At 65.0% G+C, this 17,899-nt stretch carries 21 protein-coding genes, 1 tRNA gene and 2 pseudogenes; 10 read left to right on the top strand and 14 right to left on the bottom strand.

Annotation, left to right across the window (positions count from 1 at the left end):
* Positions 1–206: pseudogene (locus tag Q8R73_RS20855) on the bottom strand (D-TA family PLP-dependent enzyme); the annotation flags it as partial.
* Positions 180–548, bottom strand: a pseudogene (locus tag Q8R73_RS20850) (4Fe-4S binding protein); the annotation flags it as partial. The pseudogenes Q8R73_RS20850 and Q8R73_RS20855, both read right to left, overlap by 27 nt.
* 216 nt (positions 549–764) lie before the next feature.
* Between Q8R73_RS20850 and Q8R73_RS20845 the strand changes: the two are divergent.
* Positions 765–1,658, top strand: coding sequence for a hypothetical protein (locus tag Q8R73_RS20845; RefSeq protein ID WP_305721436.1), 894 nt, complete (start codon positions 765–767; stop codon positions 1,656–1,658).
* 6 nt (positions 1,659–1,664) lie between these two features.
* Here the strand turns inward: Q8R73_RS20845 and Q8R73_RS20840 are convergent, their stop codons facing one another.
* Both Q8R73_RS20840 and Q8R73_RS20835 read right to left on the bottom strand, forming a co-directional pair.
* Complete coding sequence (locus Q8R73_RS20840) at positions 1,665–2,615, bottom strand: tripartite tricarboxylate transporter substrate binding protein (protein ID WP_305721435.1); 951 nt, start codon at positions 2,613–2,615, stop codon at positions 1,665–1,667.
* Positions 2,616–2,637: 22 nt separating this feature from the next.
* Positions 2,638–3,867 carry a CaiB/BaiF CoA-transferase family protein gene (locus tag Q8R73_RS20835; protein WP_305721434.1) on the bottom strand — a complete coding sequence of 410 codons (1,230 nt, stop codon included), beginning with the start codon at positions 3,865–3,867 and terminating at the stop codon, positions 2,638–2,640.
* A gap of 84 nt (positions 3,868–3,951) precedes the next feature.
* On the opposite strand from Q8R73_RS20835, the gene Q8R73_RS20830 reads away from it, so the two are divergent.
* Entirely contained in the window at positions 3,952–4,866 is a 915-nt protein-coding gene (locus tag Q8R73_RS20830) for a LysR family transcriptional regulator (protein WP_305721433.1), read from the top strand.
* 35 nt (positions 4,867–4,901) lie between these two features.
* Here Q8R73_RS20830 and Q8R73_RS20825 read toward each other — a convergent pair whose 3' ends face one another.
* The gene (locus Q8R73_RS20825; protein WP_305721432.1) at positions 4,902–5,087 is read right to left on the bottom strand and encodes a hypothetical protein; all 186 of its coding nucleotides are present in this window, start codon (positions 5,085–5,087) and stop codon (positions 4,902–4,904) included.
* A 166-nt stretch (positions 5,088–5,253) separates the two neighbouring features.
* On the opposite strand from Q8R73_RS20825, the gene Q8R73_RS20820 reads away from it, so the two are divergent.
* Complete coding sequence (locus tag Q8R73_RS20820) at positions 5,254–5,862, top strand: class I SAM-dependent methyltransferase (protein WP_305721431.1); 609 nt, start codon at positions 5,254–5,256, stop codon at positions 5,860–5,862.
* Positions 5,863–6,048: 186 nt separating this feature from the next.
* On the opposite strand, the gene Q8R73_RS20815 is transcribed toward Q8R73_RS20820, so the two are convergent.
* Positions 6,049–6,531, bottom strand: a complete 483-nt coding sequence (locus Q8R73_RS20815; RefSeq protein ID WP_305721430.1) for a GNAT family N-acetyltransferase — start codon at positions 6,529–6,531, stop codon at positions 6,049–6,051.
* 69 nt (positions 6,532–6,600) lie between these two features.
* A complete protein-coding gene (locus Q8R73_RS20810) occupies positions 6,601–7,764 on the bottom strand; it encodes a bis-aminopropyl spermidine synthase family protein (RefSeq protein ID WP_305721429.1) in 1,164 nt (387 codons plus the stop codon).
* A gap of 101 nt (positions 7,765–7,865) precedes the next feature.
* Between Q8R73_RS20810 and Q8R73_RS20805 the strand changes: the two genes are divergently transcribed.
* Both Q8R73_RS20805 and Q8R73_RS20800 read left to right on the top strand, forming a co-directional pair.
* Positions 7,866–8,216 (top strand): S-adenosylmethionine decarboxylase family protein, encoded by a 351-nt coding sequence (locus Q8R73_RS20805; RefSeq protein ID WP_305721428.1) that lies wholly within the window; start codon positions 7,866–7,868, stop codon positions 8,214–8,216.
* A 135-nt stretch (positions 8,217–8,351) separates the two neighbouring features.
* Complete coding sequence (locus Q8R73_RS20800) at positions 8,352–8,567, top strand: hypothetical protein (RefSeq protein WP_305721427.1); 216 nt, start codon at positions 8,352–8,354, stop codon at positions 8,565–8,567.
* A gap of 101 nt (positions 8,568–8,668) precedes the next feature.
* On the opposite strand, the gene Q8R73_RS20795 is transcribed toward Q8R73_RS20800, so the two are convergent.
* Both Q8R73_RS20795 and cpdR read right to left on the bottom strand, forming a co-directional pair.
* Positions 8,669–8,743 (bottom strand) — tRNA-Val (locus tag Q8R73_RS20795).
* A gap of 88 nt (positions 8,744–8,831) precedes the next feature.
* The gene (gene cpdR / locus Q8R73_RS20790) at positions 8,832–9,191 is read right to left on the bottom strand and encodes a cell cycle two-component system response regulator CpdR (protein ID WP_140976363.1); all 360 of its coding nucleotides are present in this window, start codon (positions 9,189–9,191) and stop codon (positions 8,832–8,834) included.
* A 300-nt stretch (positions 9,192–9,491) separates the two neighbouring features.
* Between cpdR and Q8R73_RS20785 the strand changes: the two genes are divergently transcribed.
* From Q8R73_RS20785 to Q8R73_RS20775, 3 genes are all read left to right on the top strand, one after another.
* Positions 9,492–10,379 (top strand): N-formylglutamate amidohydrolase, encoded by an 888-nt coding sequence (locus Q8R73_RS20785; protein WP_305721426.1) that lies wholly within the window; start codon positions 9,492–9,494, stop codon positions 10,377–10,379.
* A 588-nt stretch (positions 10,380–10,967) separates the two neighbouring features.
* The gene (hisN, locus tag Q8R73_RS20780) at positions 10,968–11,747 is read left to right on the top strand and encodes a histidinol-phosphatase (RefSeq protein ID WP_305721425.1); all 780 of its coding nucleotides are present in this window, start codon (positions 10,968–10,970) and stop codon (positions 11,745–11,747) included.
* 207 nt (positions 11,748–11,954) lie between these two features.
* Positions 11,955–12,707 carry a sulfite exporter TauE/SafE family protein gene (locus Q8R73_RS20775; RefSeq protein ID WP_305721437.1) on the top strand — a complete coding sequence of 251 codons (753 nt, stop codon included), beginning with the start codon at positions 11,955–11,957 and terminating at the stop codon, positions 12,705–12,707.
* A gap of 122 nt (positions 12,708–12,829) precedes the next feature.
* On the opposite strand, the gene Q8R73_RS20770 is transcribed toward Q8R73_RS20775, so the two are convergent.
* Complete coding sequence (locus tag Q8R73_RS20770; protein ID WP_305721424.1) at positions 12,830–13,471, bottom strand: LysE family translocator; 642 nt, start codon at positions 13,469–13,471, stop codon at positions 12,830–12,832.
* Positions 13,472–13,616: 145 nt separating this feature from the next.
* Here Q8R73_RS20770 and Q8R73_RS20765 point away from each other — a divergent pair, with 145 nt between their 5' ends.
* Positions 13,617–13,793, top strand: a complete 177-nt coding sequence (locus Q8R73_RS20765) for a hypothetical protein (RefSeq protein WP_305721423.1) — start codon at positions 13,617–13,619, stop codon at positions 13,791–13,793.
* An 18-nt stretch (positions 13,794–13,811) separates the two neighbouring features.
* On the opposite strand, the gene Q8R73_RS20760 is transcribed toward Q8R73_RS20765, so the two are convergent.
* From Q8R73_RS20760 to Q8R73_RS20750, 3 genes are all read right to left on the bottom strand, one after another.
* Positions 13,812–14,246, bottom strand: coding sequence for a hypothetical protein (locus tag Q8R73_RS20760; RefSeq protein ID WP_305721422.1), 435 nt, complete (start codon positions 14,244–14,246; stop codon positions 13,812–13,814).
* 142 nt (positions 14,247–14,388) lie between these two features.
* Positions 14,389–15,561: an MFS transporter gene (locus Q8R73_RS20755; RefSeq protein WP_305721421.1), complete on the bottom strand. Its 1,173-nt coding sequence runs from the start codon at positions 15,559–15,561 to the stop codon at positions 14,389–14,391.
* On the bottom strand, positions 15,558–16,505 hold the full coding sequence (locus Q8R73_RS20750; RefSeq protein ID WP_305721420.1) for an alpha/beta hydrolase: 948 nt from the start codon (positions 16,503–16,505) through the stop codon (positions 15,558–15,560). Before Q8R73_RS20750 ends, Q8R73_RS20755 begins: the two co-directional genes overlap by 4 nt.
* A gap of 217 nt (positions 16,506–16,722) precedes the next feature.
* Here Q8R73_RS20750 and Q8R73_RS20745 point away from each other — a divergent pair, with 217 nt between their 5' ends.
* On the top strand, positions 16,723–17,199 hold the full coding sequence (locus Q8R73_RS20745; RefSeq protein ID WP_305721419.1) for an Hsp20 family protein: 477 nt from the start codon (positions 16,723–16,725) through the stop codon (positions 17,197–17,199).
* Positions 17,200–17,291: 92 nt separating this feature from the next.
* Here the strand turns inward: Q8R73_RS20745 and Q8R73_RS20740 are convergent.
* On the bottom strand, positions 17,292–17,899 hold a 608-nt coding region (locus Q8R73_RS20740; protein ID WP_305721418.1), incomplete at its 5' end, for a DUF2254 family protein.

Below are 17,899 nucleotides of genomic sequence, written 5' to 3'. Positions count from 1 at the left end.
TAGCTGATCATGATGTCGTCGAGACCGGCGTCCGCCATGACCTCGGCCTCGCCGAGTTTCTGGCAGGTGATGCCTCGCGCCCCGGCCTTGACCTGAAGCTGCGCAAGAAATGGGCTCTTGTGGGTTTTGATGTGCGGCCGGTTGGCGACCCCCGCCGCGTCTCATGCCGCCTGCACCCGCGCGATGTTGCGCGCGACGCGGTCCATGTCGGCGCCGATCAACTTGTTGACGGCATCCAGAACGCGTTTTTCCGGAATGCCGAGGAGAACGATCGGCTCCTTGTGCTCGACCATCTTGAGGCCGGTCACCACGCCCTTCGGCGTAATGCCGACCAGCAGCTGGATCGGCTTGCCGGAATAACCCGTCGCATTGGCAAAGTCGGAGTTGAGGTAGACGAAGCCCAGCAGCTGATCGTCCTTGAGCGCGGGCACGATCGCGGGATCGCCCTGCGGCGGTCCGAACCGATTCGCGCCCGCTACCAGTTCTGCCGGCTCCGCCTTATCGAGGTATTCACTGAGACGGCCAGCGGCCCACGCCTCGCCAAGCATGGCAAACCAGCCGAAAACGGCCAGAGTTCCCAAAAGGGCATAGATGTTGACGGGTTTTCGCAAGTTGCTTCATCCAGATGTCAGCAGAACGCCGTTGTTCTGGAGCGCAAGCATCGAAAACGCAGCCTAGAGCACCTCGCAGGATCGCTGCTTGCGCTGGATCAAACAAGTCGCAGTCTGATTGGTTCAAACTTATTACAAGAGAGAGCCCCCGATATGCGCAAAGAGCCGCTCCTGACCGCCGTGCCGCCCGCTCCGGTGGCAAGCTTGGGCGAGCTCTATGCCATTGCGTTCGACCAGGCGCAGAAAGCCGCGCAGCGATACGGCGCGCTGGCCACGCAGCCCGATGAGCGCCTGCTGCCGGTGCGCGCCGTGTTTTCGGTACTCTCGGCCCGCGAGCGCGAGCGTTGCGACAGCCTGTCCGCGGCCTGCCTTGCCGCCTGCGGCAAGCGCCCCGATGGCTTCGACCTGCGCTGGCCGCCGATCGATCTCGTCGCCGCGGCCGAGATCGCCGACATCGGCAATTCCAGCCTGTCGACGCCCTACGCCGCGTGGGCGCTCGCGGCCCGCCAGCGCCAGCGCGCTTTCGTATTCTGGACCTATGTGATCGCGCTGGCCGAAAATCCGCAAGTTCGGCTCACGGCGGAAAATATGGCGCGGGAAGCGCTGTCCGACGGCAATCGCTGGCGCCGCGAGCGCCGGCGGGCATGGAGGGCAGAACGCAAGACGGCGACCGGGGAGATGGCGGCGTCCGATGAGTCGGCGTCGGCGGCGCTGCTGGAAAGCCTGTTGCTGAGGGATATCGTCGCATGGTCGCAAGGATTGACACCGGCGCAACGCGATCAGCTCCAGGCGATGGATCCTTCGCGCCTGCCGGCAAACTTTCTGACGCCATCCGACCAGGCCGGCATCGAACCGGCATCCGGAGACCATGAGACGATCAAGCGCCGCGCGCTGCGCCGCGCCGAACAACTGTCCAACATCTATCTGGAGGAAGCCGACAGCGCTGACGACCAGGCCAGTATGGAACTCGCGCAAAAACTGGCGGCGCAATCCATCATGCGGCTCGCCGGCCTGCGCAACGTTGCCGAGGCATCAGCGTTGCGGTGAGGGCCTCTATTCGATCCGCAGACCCGAGGCCTTGACCACCGCGCTCCAGCGTGCGTCCTCGCTGGCGAGAAACGCGCCGAAATCGGCCGGTCCCTCCGAGCGCGGGATGGCGCCGAGAGCGGTGAACCTGGCGACGATCTCGGGCGACTGGATGATCTTGTTGATCGCAGCTCCCAGCCGATCAACCCGCGCCTTCGGCGTCGCGGCGGATGCAACGATCCCGAGCCAGGCCGAGAGATCGACTTCCGCAAAGCCCTGCTCGGCCACCGTCGGGGTATCGGGGAAGGCTGCCACCCGTTTGCCGTAGGCGCTGGCAATCAGCCGCATCTTGTCGCCGCGGATGAACGGCTCGGTGACGGCGACGGTATCCATGGCGACGCCGACGATACCGGTCATCAGGTCGGTCATCGCCGGCACGCTGCCGCGATAGGGCACATGCAGGATGGTGATGCCGGCGCGCTGCTTGAACACTTCCATGCCGAGATGCGACAGCGTGCCGTTGCCCGAAGAAGGATGCGCGAGCTTCTCCGGGTTGGCCTTGGCATAGGCGATCAGTTCGGCAACCGAATTGACCGGCAGCGACGGATTGACCACCAGCAGCAACGGCAGATCGGCCACCAGCGCCACCGGCGCAAAATCCCTTCGGGTATCGTAGGCAATGGATTTGTACAGATGCGGATTGACCACCAGCGAGGCAAGCGGCGCCAGCACCACCGTGTGGCCGTCCGCCGGCGACTGCGCCAGCGAGGCCAGCGCGATGCTGCCGCCCTGCCCCGGGCGGTTTTCCACGATGACGGTTTCACCGAGCGCCGGTCCGAGCCGCTCGGCCAGCAGGCGCGCGATCAGGTCGGTCGCCTGTCCCGGCGGGAAGCCGACCAGGATGCGCGTGAGACTGGCACACCGCGCATCGGTCAGGATCAGAACCAGCGCCGTGACAACAATCAGCAAGCCCCGCATGTCGTGCCCTCCCTTGGTTTTTTTAGATCGTTCGAGCGGCGCGCAGCCGCGCGATCTCCTCAGCCGTCAATCCCAGTGCGCCATAGGTCTCGTCATTGTGCTGGCCAAGCGCCGGACCGGCACAGCGTACCGACACCGGGGTTTCCGAAAACCGCGGCACCACGCATTGCATCCTGACATCGCCGAGTTCGTCGTCGGCCACGCTGACGATGGTTTGGCGCGCAATGAAGTGCGGATCTGCAAAGATATCTGATGCATCATAGATCGGCGAGAAGCCGACCTCATGCGCGTGCAGGCGGCTGCGCAGATCGTCCAGGGTCAGGCGGGCGATGGCGTCGCGCACGATGGCGTCGATCGCCTGCCAGTTTTTCACCCGCGCGGGATTATCGACAAAACGCGGATCGCCGAGCAGATGCGTCAGTTCGAGCGCCGCGCAGAACCGCTCAAAGATGCTTTGCGTCGAGGCTGCGATCGAGGCCCATTTGCCGTCCGAGGTCGCGTAGATATTGCCGGGCGCGGCGTACTGGCTGCGGTTGCCGCTCTGGGTTCGCACCGTGCCGAGCTGGTCATATTCGATGGCGAGGAAATCGAGCGTGCGCATCATCGCCTCGGTGACCGAACAATCGATCTCCTGGCCGCGCAGCGAGGGATCGCTCTTCAGCCGGTAGAGATCGGCCAGCACGCCGATCGCGCCGAACAGGCCGCCGACCGCGTCCGAAATTGGATAGCCGAGATGCAGCGGCGTGCCGCCCTCCTCGCCGCACATCCGGGTGAAGCCGCTCATCGCCTCGAACACGCGAGCAAAGCCGGGAGTGTTGCGATAGGGTCCGGTCTGGCCGAACCCGGTGACGCGCAGGATGGTCAGCCGCGGGTTGATCTCCTGCAGCCACCCCCGCGTGATGCCCCATTCGTCCAGCGTCCCGGTGCGGAAATTCTCGACCAGCACGTCGTGCTCCGCGACGAGGCGGCCGAGCAGCGCCTTGCCGTCCGGCTTGCGCAGGTCGAGGGTGATGCCCCTCTTGTTGCGGTTGGTGACCTTCCACCACAGCGGCACGCCGTCCTTGTGCGGCGCCAGCCGGCGCAGCGCATCGCCGATGCCTGGTATCTCCACCTTCAGCACGTTGGCGCCGAGATCGCCGAGCAAGGCGGAGGCGAACGGGCCGGCGACGACCGTGGAGATGTCGAGCACCCGCAGTCCCGCCAAGGGGCCGGTCGGAGCGGGCGCGGGGATCGCAATGGAGGAAGCAGCCATTCCGCGAGCCTAGCCGCCGCCCCCGTCGTGCGATATGGTCACTTCAGATAAATCAGAATTGCAGAAATCACATTTCGAAAAACGATGGACATCAAGCAACTCAGGACCTTCGTCGACGTCGCGGCCAACGGCAGCTATGCGCGGACGGCGGCAATCACGGCGAACGCGCAATCGGCGCTGAGCCGCCAGATCTCGGCACTGGAGCGCGACATCGGCGGACGGCTGTTTCATCGCACCGGGCGTGGCGTGGTGCTGACCGAACTCGGCGAACGCATGCTGCCGCGGGCCCGCGCGCTGGTGGCGGACGCCGCCGCCTGGACCGACGCCGCGCGCGGCGAGCGCGCCGAGCCGCACGGCGAAGTCACGCTCGGGGCGGTTCCGGTGGCGTCGCGCGGGCTGGTCGCTTCGCTCGCCGCCGAACTGCGCGGCAGCGCGCCGGGCATCCGGCTGCGCGCGCTGGAGGGCTATAGCGGCCAGGTCGAGGAATGGCTGGCTTCGGGGCGGGTCGAGATCGCGATCTATAATCGCTACCGGCGCGGTGCGGTCGCCAATTCGGAAGCGCTTGCCCGCACCGACGTTCATCTGATCGCCCGGCGAGATCACCCGATGGCGCGCCGCCGCGAACTGGCGGTGCGGTCGCTCGCCGAGATTCCCCTGGCGCTGCCGGTGCGGCCCAACAGCCTGACCAGCGTGCTGACAGGCCTGGCGGCCTCGCAGCATTTCGAACTCGACATCCGCTTCGAAGCCGGCTCCACGCCCCTGATCCGGGACGTGCTGCTCGCCTCCGACCTCGCCACCATCTCGCCGCGCGAGGTGTTTTCGCGGGAGATCGCGGCCGGCGAACTGGTCGCTATTCCTATTCTGCGGCCCAGGATACTGCAGACCACCTGGATGTCGCTGAGTTCGCACCGTCCGCCGTCCGATGCGGCGCAAATCGTGGTGCGAACGGTCCGCCGGTTGGCGGCGCGGCAGCGTGGGGTCCGCCTCGCGGCGCCTTGACGAGCTGGCGGGAATTCAGCGGACGTGCGCGGCCTTTAGTTCGCGAGCGGCGGTGAGCCGGCGGTGCGGGTCAGCTTGTCGGCCTTCTGGAGAACATAGGTGTTGGCGGGCTGCTCGCGGGCAAAAAAGGAGAATGCGACAAAGGCGGCACAGAACATCAGGCCGACCAGCATGACCCGGCGGTGCGTCCCCTTGTCGGCGGTGTGGAATGAATTGGACATGCAATGATCCATACAATGCCACGCGCGGACCGCAATCACGCGCTGAATTTAACCTAACTTATGAAGGTTAGCGGCGCGCGCAACTTGTGTGAAATTGTTGGGAGTTTGTTAAGCGTGCTGCTATGCCGTTAGCCCGTAGGGTCAGGCATACCGGGACTGCGTATCCTTGAGCACGAGCCAACTGCAATCCGCGTTCGATTTCGTCAACGGCCCCGTCGGCTATCGATTCCGGTCCGGGGCCTCGCGCAGGGACGCGCTGGCGCGGGCCGCCGGCTTCGGCAAAGGCACCGTTCCCGCGATCGTCGACGCCACCGCGGGACTCGGCCGTGATGCGTTCATGCTCGCCTGCCTCGGCGCACAGGTCACGCTGCTGGAGCGCTCCAGAGAGGTGCATGACCTGTTGCAGGACGCGTTGGCGCGCGCCGGCGACGAGAGCCCCGAACTCGCCGCGGTGGTGGCGCGGATGACGCTGCTATCGGGCGACGCGCGGGACCTGCTGCCCGGCCTGCGCGCCGATGCCGTGATCGTCGATCCGATGCACCCGCCGCGCACCAACAGCGCGGAAGTGAAGCAGGAGATGCGGCTGCTGCGCGAACTGGTCGGGACCGATCCCGACGCGTTCGAGCTGATGCAGGCGGCGCTGGCGGCCGATTGCAAACGCGTGGTGCTGAAATGGCCGCTGCGCGCGGCAGCGCTGGAGGGATTGCGAAAACCGTCGCATTCCATCACCGGCAAGACGGTTCGTTATGACGTGTTCATGATGCCGGCGCGATGAACTGTTCTTCTCCCCTCCCCCCGCGTAGCGGCGGGGAGGGGTCGGGGGTGGGGGGTCTATCGGCGCACGCAATGCGAGTCGTAGGCGCGCACCGCTAGCAATGATCTGCGCGGAAACACCCCCCACCCCCGACCCCTCCCCGCCACGCGCAAGGGCGCGTGGAGGGAGGGGAGTAAGAGCAGCGCCCTAATCCCCGCCCTTTTCCTTGCCGAACGTCTTCTCGTAATAGATCTGCGTCGGCACGAAGCCGACCCGGGCCAGCACCGACTTCATGCGCTCGTTGTCGGCGCGGGTGCGGAACACGACCTTGCCCATGTTTCGCTGCCGGCAATGGTCGAACACCGCCTCCACCAGCGCCGCCACCACGCCGCCACCGCGCTGCGACGGGGCGACGTAGATACTGTGGAAGTCGGCGTATTTTTCCTTGGTGATGAAATTCTGCCGCTGGCTGACATTGGCCCAGCCGACCACTTCGCCGCCGCTCTCCGCGACGAACGCGGCGGCGTCCTTGTTGGCCATCAGCTGCTTCAGCTTCTTGACGTAGAAATTGGTGTCGGTGATCGGGTCCTCGGGAAACGAGATTTTTGCAATCTCCCCTTCGAACACCGCGACGGTCTCGAGATCCTTCTCCTCGAGGGGACGCAGGCGAAAGCTTGGCTTGTCAGACATTTTCTGGTTCCATGAGAGTGATATCCATAACACGCCGACGCCACGCTCGAGCGGCGACGGGCGTGCGCTTCATGACGGACGAACCGACTGCCGGCGGAACACATGCCCGCCGCAGGCGCTGCATCCCAAAACCTTGGCGTCTTCGATGGTGGCCGGAGTTCCGCCCTCGCCGAGCACGATCTCCTTGCCGCAATCGGCGCAGGCATAGACGCGCAGCCGCGGATTGACCTCGGCGGTATAGAGCGGGCCGCTGAAATCGGGCAACTCGGCGGCGGCACCTGCGACATGAACGAGTTCGATCAGCTGGCCGAGATTGCCGAGCATGCTGGCGCCGGCGTAGCGGTTGAAATTCGGCCACACCGCCCGCACCGCCAGCCCGAGCCCGGTGAACACCTTCTGCAGTTCGAGCATCTGCGACGCCGGCCAGTGCGTGAACGAGAAGAAACAATGACCGTCGGCCTCTGGCGTCAGCGCTTCGCAACCGCGGGCCAGAAACAGCCGCGCGCCCTCCAGCGTATAGGGCGGATCGGTCTCGATCGTGTCGAACGCATGGCGCAGGTTTGCCGGCAACGGCCGGCGTAGATCGTGATGGACGACCTCGAGCGACAATTGTTCGCGCGTGGCGGTGTCGCGCAGGAACGAGAGGCGCCGCTCGTCGGCATCGACGACGGTAACGCCCCTGGTGAGGTCGTTCTGGCGCAGCGCGCGGCCGAGCAGGCCGATCGCGAGCGAAACCGAATCGTCGTCGCCGAGCAGCAGCACGCGCTTGCCCTCGAGCGCACCGTTCTGCAGCATCAACAGCGCGCGGCGCATCGCGGTTTCGGGCATGCAGGGCGCCTGGTCGAGCGTGACGTCCACCGACGGCGCGGAGGTGATGATTTCCGCCAGCCGCTCGACCTCGGCCTTGAGGGACTCCGGGATGACGATGCCATGTCCGGCGCAGGCCTCGCAAATGATGTCGAGCTGGGTTCGCATGCCGAGGTCGCGCTCGACGAATTCGCGGCCCTCGCCGGTCAGTGTCAGGCCCTGCCTGCGTTCGAGCAATCCGGCCTTTTCCAGCTCGCGCCGTACCGCGCTCGCCACCGGCAGCGGCAGCCGCGCCTCGCGCGCGGCATCCTGCAGGCGCAGCGAGCCGGCGCGGTAGACCGCGCGCAGCAGGGCCTCGACGCCGGCGGATCCCTCGCGCAAACGCGTCGCCTGCGCAATCAGCTCCAGAATCGGCGTCGCGGCCATTACTTCTTGATCTCGTTGGCAATTCGGCTAACTAGCACACACCCGCATCAAATGCGAGTTGGGCCAGCATTCGGATCGGTCCGGACCGAAGGAGCGCGACGATGCTGATGACCCATATCCTCGCGGAACTGTACGAGTGTCCCGGGATCATCGACGACGCGGCAGCGCTCGCCGAAGCCGCCAAGGCCGCGGCGAAGTCGGTCGGCGCCACCATCGTCGGCGAGTACGAAGTCCGATACGTTCCGCACGGTCTGACCATCGCGATCTTTCTCGGCGAGTCGCATATCGTGCTGACGACGTGGCCGGAGTTTCACCTGCTGCTGGTCGATATCCTGCTGTGCAATCCGGACATGGACCCGCGCGAAGTCGCCGAGCAGATCAAGGCGCAAGTCTGCCCGTTGGGGAAAATGGTGGTGCACGAGACGCCGCGCCGGATCGCCGCGCAGGCCTGAACTCACGGACCGATTGTCGTTGCCGGCAGCTGCCCGATTTGGATCCAGCCTCGCCGCCAAATCGACACCATGACGGCGAATTGCAGTCAAACGCCTGAACCACACCTTTCCCCGTGCAATAGATCGGGGAGTCACATGGCGTTTGAAATCGTGGCGAAGAGAGACAGCGAGACCGTGACCATGCAGCGCAACAGCTCGCTGATGGCGATTGCCAAGGCTCGCGTATGGGCCAGCGAGGGATGGAACGTCACGATCATCGTGAAGGATGAAGCGGTGCCATCGGGCGGCGAGTTCTTGCCCTTCCTGACGGCGCTTCCCGACCGGCAAGCCGAAATGGCCCTGGCCAGCTGAGGCCAGGCGAACCGCCGGCTCGGCACGCGGGATCAAGCCAATCCTCCCGCAACCGCCCCGACCGGGACGGCGTTTCGATTTCAGCGTTTGGATGGGTGAAATGGTGGGCGCGACAGGGATCGAACCTGTGACCCCCTCGATGTCAACGAGGTGCTCTCCCGCTGAGCTACGCGCCCCACTTAAGGGTCATCTGTACGGGTGGGGTCCGTATATCGGCTCCAACGCGGGCAGGCAAGCACGCTGGCCCCGGATAGGGCGGCCGAATCAGGCCGCCAGCATCTTGTTCACTTCGCTGACCAATTCGCGAAGGTGAACCGGCTTCGAGAGCACCTTGGCGTTTTTCGGCGCTTCCGAATCGGAATTGAGCGCCACGGCGGCAAAGCCGGTGATGAACATGATCTTGATGTCAGGATCGAGTTCAGAGGCGCGGCGCGCCAGCTCGATGCCGTCCATCTCGGGCATCACGATATCGGTGAGCAGCATCTCGAACGGCTCCTCGCGCAGCCGCTGATAGGCCGACATGCCGTTGTCGTGGGACGAAACCTGAAAACCGGCGTTTTCCAGCGCCTTGACCAGGAAGCGGCGCATATCGTTGTCGTCTTCGGCGAGGAGGATTTTGTGCATGGGGATGGGTCGTCGAATCCGGTTAAGAGGATCAATCCGCCCACTAAGCCCGACAGAGGGTAAATTTGCGTTAAAGGGCGGTGCGCGGTCGGGCGGCGGCGGCGCTATTTCTGTAGCGAAATGCCTCTCAACGCAATGAAGCCGGGGGTTTTCGGCGCCCGAGATGCGTTCCAGGGCGTTTCAAACTTTTTTCGCTTGGCAGAACAGTTGTGATTACCGACAATGCCTCCCATAAGAACACCGTTTTTCTGGCGGAATCGACGCATCCAGAGCAGCGGCTTGCAGGGACGGCGCCCGACGATGCCCCAGTTTGATGGCGAACTGTCGCCTCCGTTCGAGATCGTGGAGCCGGCCGAATGGCGGGCGCCGATCATCTTCAATTCCCCGCATTCCGGCTCGGTCTATCCGCGCGAATTCCTCGACGCGTCACGGATCGACGTGGTCGCGCTGCGCCGCTCCGAAGATTCGTTCATGGACGAATTGATCGCGGATTTGAGCGGCCGCGGCTTTCCGACGGTCAGGGTCAACTTTCCCCGCTCCTATGTCGACGTCAACCGCGAGCCCTACGAACTCGATCCAAGGATGTTTGCAGGAAGGCTGCCGAGCTTTGCCAATACCCGCTCCATGCGGGTGGCCGGCGGCCTCGGCACCATCCCGCGGGTGGTCGGCGACGGCCAGGAAATCTACCGCGAGCGGCTTTCCGTCGATGACGGGCTGGCGCGGATCGAGACGCTGTACAAGCCGTATCACCGCGCGCTGCGCCGGCTCATCAACAAGGCGCACCAGACCTTCGGCACCGTGATCCTGGTGGATTGCCATTCGATGCCCTCGGTCGGCGTATCGCGCGACGAGCCGCGGCGGCCGGACATGGTGATCGGCGACCGCTACGGCACCAGCTGCGCGGCCCTGCTGCCGGACCTGGTCGAGGAAACCATGACCGCGCTGGGCTATTCGGTCGGACGCAACAAGCCCTATGCCGGCGGATTCATCACCGAGCATTACGGCAATCCGGCATCCGGACTGCACGCCATCCAGCTCGAACTGAACCGGGCGATCTACATGGACGAACGGCGGCGCGAACGCAGCGCCAGGTTCCAGCGGGTGACCGCGGATTTCGCGGCGCTGGCGGATGCGCTGGCCGCGGTTCCGCTGGGCGATCTCGGACCATTCCAGGCCGCAGCGGAGTAGGCATCTGCCAACCGTCATTCCGGGGCGCGCGCAAAGCGAGCGAACCCGGAATCTCGAGATTCCGGGTCTGGTCCTTCGGACCATCCCGGAATGACAGCTCTCCAAAAGAAAAAAGGGCCGCTTGAATGAACAAGCGGCCCAAGTCTAGGGAGGAAACGCCCAAGGAGGGCAGCGATAGCGCGAGGCGCTACCGCACCGCAACAATATGCGACCGCGCTGCACAAAGCGCAAGGGTTTTCGACTCATTTGCGGTGCATAAATCACATGGCTGCACTGCGAAGAGGGCAACCCGGACCAAGCCTTTTTCCACGATATTTCAGAGGCTTCGGCGCTTTACGGCGATCGACCAGCCGCGACTTGCGAGAGGTGTCTCTTTCCCTCGCGAATTCGTGATCGGCGTTGTCATCGGAAAATTGACCTTTACGAAGGCTGATCCGAAGCTGAAAAAAACATCGCCCTCGGATCTCTGTCCAAAAAGGCATCCGTTCGGGCCTCCTTGTATAATGTCGCGTCGCCGGTGCGCGGATCGCGGGATTGGGCTAGGCAAGGGCCTCAAGGCATCCCTCCACCCGCCCATGAAGGATCCGCATGACGGTCATCGATTTTACCGCCTTCATTGGCCGCCTCGCGACAACGTCGGGCGAAACCATCCTGCCGTTCTTCCGGACATCGCTGTCGATCGACAACAAGAGCAGCCACGATTTCGACCCGGTGACCGAGGCCGACCGCGCCGCCGAAGCGGTGATGCGGCGGCTGATCAAGGGCAATTTTCCCAAGCACGGCATCGTCGGCGAGGAGTTCGGCAGCGAGAACGAGAACGCCGAATATGTCTGGGTACTCGATCCCATCGACGGCACCAAATCCTTCATCGCGGGGTTTCCGATCTGGGGCACCCTGATCGCACTGTTGCACAAGGGCACGCCGGTATTCGGGATGATGCACCAGCCGTTCATCCGCGAGCGCTTTTACGGCGACAGCGGCTCGGCGACCTATCAGGGACCGCTGGGCGAGCGGAAACTGGCGGTCCGGCGCTGCGCCTCGCTCGGCGAGGCGACCGCGTTCACGACCAGTCCCCTGCTGATGAACACCGCCGACCGCGCCGCCTTCGGCCGCGTCGAAGCCGCGGCGCGGCTGACCCGATACGGCGGCGATTGCTATTCCTATTGCATGCTGGCCGCCGGCCACCTCGATCTCGTCGTCGAGACCGAGCTGAAGCCCTACGACATCGCGGCATTGATCCCGATCATCACCGGCGCCGGCGGCGTCGTCACCACCTGGGACGGCAAGCCCGCCCAGAGCGGCGGCCGCATCGTCGCCGCCGGCGATCCGCGCGTCCACGAAGCAGCAATCAAGTTGCTCAACAGCTAGCGGCACCGCACCCCAATCCATCAAGCTCGCCGCCGCTCACGAACTGCTTCGCTGGAGGTAAGGGCTTTATGGTCGTCTCGAGATTCCGGGGTCGACGCTTCGGATCGCCCCGGAATGACGGCAGCGGTTTCAGCCTTCGCCTCGTCCGAAGGCTGGCTCTGCAAGCTCCAGATTGTGCCGGCAGCCTCGATCGGTCAATGTGAGCCGATGTTCGAACCGCTGTTGCTTCTCATCGCCGCCGCCTTCCTGCTCGCCGGATTCGTCAAGGGGGTGATCGGGCTCGGACTGCCGACAGTGTCGATGGGCCTGCTGGCGGTGACGATGCCACCTTCGCAGGCGCTCGCCATCGTGATCGTGCCGGCCATCATCACCAATATCTGGCAGACCTTCGTCGGCCCCTATCTGCGCGACATCATCCGCCGGCTGTGGCCGCTGATGGTGGGGACGGTGATCGGGATCTGGCTGAACGCGGACATGCTGACCGGCCCCTATGCGCGCTACGGCACCATCGCGCTCGGCGTGCTGCTGGTGATCTATGCGATCATCGGGCTCAACAGATTCACGTTCCACGTCGCGCGCCGCAACGAGGCATGGGTCGGCGGCATCGTCGGCGTCGTCACCGGCATGGTTTCCGCCGCCACCGGCGTGCAGGTGATCCCGTCGATGCCGTTCATGCAGGCGATCGGCATGGAAAAAGACGAGCTGGTGCAGGCGCTCGGAGTGTTCTTCACCGTCGCGACGGTGGCGCTGGCCTTCAACCTCACCGCAGCGGGGCTGTTGACCGCCGCGACCGCACTGCCGGGCGCGGTAGCGATGGCGGCGGCCTTCGCCGGCATGTTCATCGGCCAGGCGGTGCGCTCGCGGATGCAGCCGGAAGCGTTTCGCCGCTGGTTTCTGATCGCGATGATCCTGCTCGGTCTCTATCTCGTGGGCAGTACGGCCTTCAATATTCTGCGATGATGCTCCCGTCGGCATTCCGACTGAACCCTCGAGCGTTCTCGGGCTCAATATCTGATCGATGCCGATTCGATGGCGCCGCACGCTCGTGTCGTCGTCGCACAGCGCGCCGCCGACTGCTGAATTCACCGCGTCTGGAGCATGGCGACGCGGAGGCCGAGATAGATGAATAGTCCGCCCAGCGCGCGATTGACCCAGAGCAGGGCCTGGCCGGATTGCCGAATGCTGCGGGCGGCGGATGCCGCGAACGCAGCCACGCCGAGGCACCACAGCATGCCGTTGAAAATGAAAATCAGGCCGAGCATCACGAAGGCGGCGGACTTGTGCGGCGAATCCGCGGCGACGAATTGCGGCAGGAAGGCGAGAAAGAACAGCGCCACTTTCGGGTTCAGCACATTGGTCAGCGCGCCCTGCCAGAACACCTGGCGCAGCGGGATCGCGTCACCGGTTGCCGCCGCATCGGCCGATGCCATCGCGCCCGGCCGCGACAGCAGCAACTGGATGCCGATGAAGCAGAGATAGGCAGCTCCCGCCCATTTCACCGCCGTGAACGCCACCGACGATGCCGCCAATAACGCCGACAGGCCGATCGCCGCGGCAAACACGTGCACCAGGCAGCCGGTGCAGATGCCGAGCGCCGCCGCCGCACCGCCGCGCCACCCGATCTGCACGCTGCGGCCGATGATATAGGCGGTGTCCGGGCCCGGCGTGATGTTGAGCAACAGGCCGGAGACGATGAAGAGCCAGAATTCCTGAATGCCGAGCATGGTTCTATCAGACTCGTTCGTGTCCGGATGGACAGCATAACCTAGAACCGGCGACGGTCGCGCACAACGCCGTTTGCCCGGTTTCCGACATGGGAACCGATTCGAATAATGCGCATTATCCGATCTGAAAAATCGGAGGTGTGTCATGAAGCCAATGCCCGACGCCGACGAAAGCCGCCGCCTCGCCATCATCGAAACCGACAAGGCCGACAAGCTTCCACCCGGAGCCGCCAGGAAACACCACCTGAAAAAGGCGCGCGACCACCAGGCGAGCGCCCGCTCGGAAGACTGGCGGGATTCCAATCTGCATGCGCCGGACTGAACGATCCGGAATGGTCGCCTATCTGGCGCGCAGCCGTGCGATGGCCCCGGCGACGATCTGCATGGTCACCCCGGCGAGCCACCCGGCCATCACCATCGACGTCAAGAGCAGATGCAGATCGGCCCGCAGTACAATCACGCCGACCGAGACGAAGGCGGTCAGCGCCGCGAGAAAGGTGCCGACGGCGCTCAGCAGCTCCGCGGCATCGATCTTTCCGGAAACGCCGTCGGCGGACTCATCATGGGGTTGCCTGAACGGCAATTGGGGTGTGTCGATTCCGAGATAGAACCCGACCGCGCCGGTGATCATCATGATGATCAGAAAGCCCTGGGAGGTGAGCACCGCAAAGCTGGTGCCGACATGGGCGGCGACAAACAGGCCGGCGGCAGCCCCGGCCATCGCAAGGCCGGTGCGTTCCAGTACATGGGCGAATTTTCTGACGCGGAATCGCATGGTCACGACTCATGGAGCGAGAAGGCGTCAGGCTAGGGCATTTTTGGGCTGAGCGAAAGTTGTCACTGCCCCACCTTTTCACGCGACACAAAACGGCCCGTACCGGCGCCATCGACCGATTCGGACGAATGGCGCCTGGAGACTATCGCGCCAATTTGCGACCTGTCTTCAGCAACATCAGGACTGCGAACGCCGAGAGCGAGGCAAGCCCGCAGAACCAGAGCGCGCCGGTACCGAAATATTCGGTCATCAGCCCGATCGCCAGCGGAGCTATGGCGCCGGTGGCGCGCGCCGGCAGCGAAAGCAGCCCGACCCGCTTGCCGAACCCCTCGGGGCCGAACAAGGCCAGCGGCAGCGTGCCGCGCGCGATGGTGAGAATGCCGTTGCCCGCGCCATAAAGCACTGCGAACAGCGGCGCGACCACCGGGCCGCCGATCAGGAGCGCGAGCACTCCAAGGGGATTCATCAGTGTCGCCAGCCTCGACGAGACCAGCGGATGATAACGGCTCAGCCATCCGGCCTCGAGCAGACGGGCGGCCACCTGGGCGGGCCCGATTAGCGCGCCCGCCAGCAGCGCGGTGGCCGGCGTGGCGCCGAACTGCGTCAGCATGGTCGGCAATAGCGCCGAAATCCCGGAACTGACGAAGGCGGTGGCGGCGAAGACATAGGCCAGCGCGATCGTGATCAGGGACGTTTCGCGCGCGGTACGCGGTGCGATCGGCGTCTCGCTGACCGGAACCGGCGCGGTCGCGCGCGGCAGCGTGAGATTGAGCGGCAGCGCCAGCAATAAATGGATCAAGGCCCAGCACTGGCAGGTGGCGCGCCAGCCGTAGCGGGCCTCGAGCCAGGCCGTCAGAGGCCAGCCAACGGTGCTGGCGAACCCGGCGATCAGGGTGATGCCCGTAATCGGCTTGCGCGCCGCCATTCCGTAGATCCGCGTCAGGGTGGCGAAGGCCGCTTCGTACAGGCCCATGCCCATGCCGACGCCGATCACGATCCATGCCGCAAACAGCAGCCGCGGGCCGGTCGCGAACGAAAGCAGGCCAAGGCCGAGCGCCAGCACGCCGTTGGAAACCGCGAGCATGCCGCGGCCGCCGACCCTGTCGATGGTATGCCCGATGCGCGGCCCCAGAATTCCCGAAATAATGAGGGCGAAGGAGAGCGCCCCGAACACCAGGGTCTGCGTCACGTCGAGATCGCGGGCGATCGGCGCCGCCAGAATGGCGGGCAGGTAGTAACTCGACGCCCAGGCGATGGTCTGCGTGGTGCCTAGCGCAAGAATGACGCCGAGATTGCTTCGCGCTGTCGCCTTCACTTGAACAGCGGCGTGCCCGGCACGAAGGCGTCGAACGCGGCCCAGAACTGCGCGCGGTAGCGGTCCTGTTCCTGCAGGATCTCGTGTCGCGAGCCGGCGATCACCAGATGCGAGCCGGCGCGCAGGTGATAGGCGAACTCCTCGATCGCCGCGGTCGAGACGATGGTGTCGCTGGAGGCGGCCAGCATCAGGATCGGCTGACGAATCTGCAGCGGATAATTGACCGCGCGAAAGCCGCGCATGGTGCGGATGGCGGTGTCGGCCCAGGCCACTGTCGGCGAGCCGATGCCGAGCGTCGGGTCCTCCTCCAGGATGGCGGCGTTGCGCGCAAAACGCACGGGATCGCTGGTGAAGGGATTGTTGATGAAGGATTCCGAGCCGGTCAGCGCGTCGCTGCCGCCGGGGATGTAGCGGCCGCCCTGCCCGGTCAGCCGCAGCGCCCGCAGCAGTGCCACGGCGGCCAGCGAGGTGGCGCGTCCGGGCAGATCGATCATCGGCGCCGACAGCACCATACGGTCGAACCAGCGCTTGCCGGCATGCGCGATCCGCAGCATCACCGCGCCGCCCATCGAATGCGCCAGCGCGAAATAAGGCGGCGGGCAATCCGGCAGCACCACCTGCTGCACGAAGGTTTCGACGTCGGTCTCGAAATCGGCGAAGTCGCGCACATAGCCCTTGCGCGGATCGCGCAGCCGCCGCGACGAATGGCCCTGCCCGCGCCAGTCGATCATCGCCACCGCAAAGCCGCGGTCGCGCAGGTCGCGCACCGTCTCGAAGTATTTTTCGATCTGCTCGCTGCGGCCGGTGAAGACGCACACCGTGCCCTTGCGGCCCGCCGGGGGGGCCCAGCGCGCGAAGCGCAGTTCGGCGCCGTCCGGCGTCTTGATGGTCCCGGTGACGAAGTTTTCCGGCACCGGATTGGCAGGGATCGAAACCAGCGTCATGGAGGGGGGACCGGCTAGGTAAAGGGCGTTGGAAATCAAGGGCGGGACGCGAAAAAACGGCAGATCCCCGCTTCTTGAACGCCCATCGCGCCCTCCCATATCACCTTCGTGCAGGCCGCTACCAGTGTTTCGGGAAACCGATCATCGGGGCTGCACGGACAAAGCCCGGCCCGATGGCGGGCGGGACTTCAACAGTCGCTCAATGGAGGACTACCCTATGCGCAGCTACGATCTTACCCCGTTTTATCGTTCCACCGTCGGCTTCGACCGCTTCTTTTCGTTGCTCGACCAGGCGGCCTCCGACGGCAGCCCCGGCTATCCGCCCTACAACATCGAGCGCACCGGCGAGACCACCTATCGCATCTCGGTCGCGGTCTCCGGCTTCTCGCAGGGCGAGCTTTCGATCGTCGCCAAGGAAAACACCCTGACGATCAAGGGCGAAAAATCCGCCAATGAGAACGGCAGCAAGGCCGAAGTGCTGTATCGCGGCATCGCGGCCCGGGCTTTCGAACGGGCCTTCCAGCTTGCCGATTTCGTGCAGGTGAAGAACGCCTCGCTGGAAAACGGCCTGCTCCACGTCGATCTCGTGCGAGAGATTCCCGAGGCCAAGAAGCCGCGCAGCATTCCGATCGCCTCGGTGAACGCCGTTGCCCCGCAGGTCGTCGACGGCACGGCCGAAAAGGCCGCCGCCTGAGCGACCGGCGGTTTTCAGCAGATATTGGCTGAGACGGAACGCCCCGGGAAACCGGGGCATTCTGTTTGCGCCGTCCTCTGCGCACAGGTTGGTCAGTCCGACGAGGCCCTGAACTGGCCAAGTGGGCCATCCACCATCATGGTCACGAAGGCCCGATGCCGCCTGCGCAGGTCGTCCAGATCGTCCGGGTTGGACACTTCCCGCTCCGCATCAGCGACGACCAGATCGGCGTGCCGCTTCAGAGCGGCCATGCGTACGCGATCCCGCTCGCAACTGACGACATGCGTCAGCACCTCGAGCTGCTTCATCAGCACTGCCACGTTGCCCGCGGCGTTCTGACGGATCATGTGAAACATGGCGTTGAGCAGTTGATCGTACTGAATGTGCGGGACGACCAGGACCGGGCGTTCCTGCGCAAACCGGGCCCCGGTCGGCAGATACAGCGGCTTCATTTCACACAGTACCGCTCCGAGCCGGTCCAGCACGCTGACCGCAGTATGCGGATCGTTGATTCCCGGTGACAAGGCCCTCACCGCGACTTCGACAAGCTGGCGAACGGCGAAGCGCAGATCGGACGAACCCGCGCGCTGGGGTCCGAGCGCCGTGGCATCGCGGACCGCAATGTCGGCGCCCTCGACCGGCGGCAGCATCAGCGCGATCGGCGCGCCCGGAAAGACATAGTCGCCGGGTCGCACCAGCA

Source organism: Bradyrhizobium sp., assembly GCF_030697065.1.
GTDB lineage: Bacteria > Pseudomonadota > Alphaproteobacteria > Rhizobiales > Xanthobacteraceae > Bradyrhizobium.
This window is presented reverse-complemented; position numbering and strand designations above follow the sequence as displayed.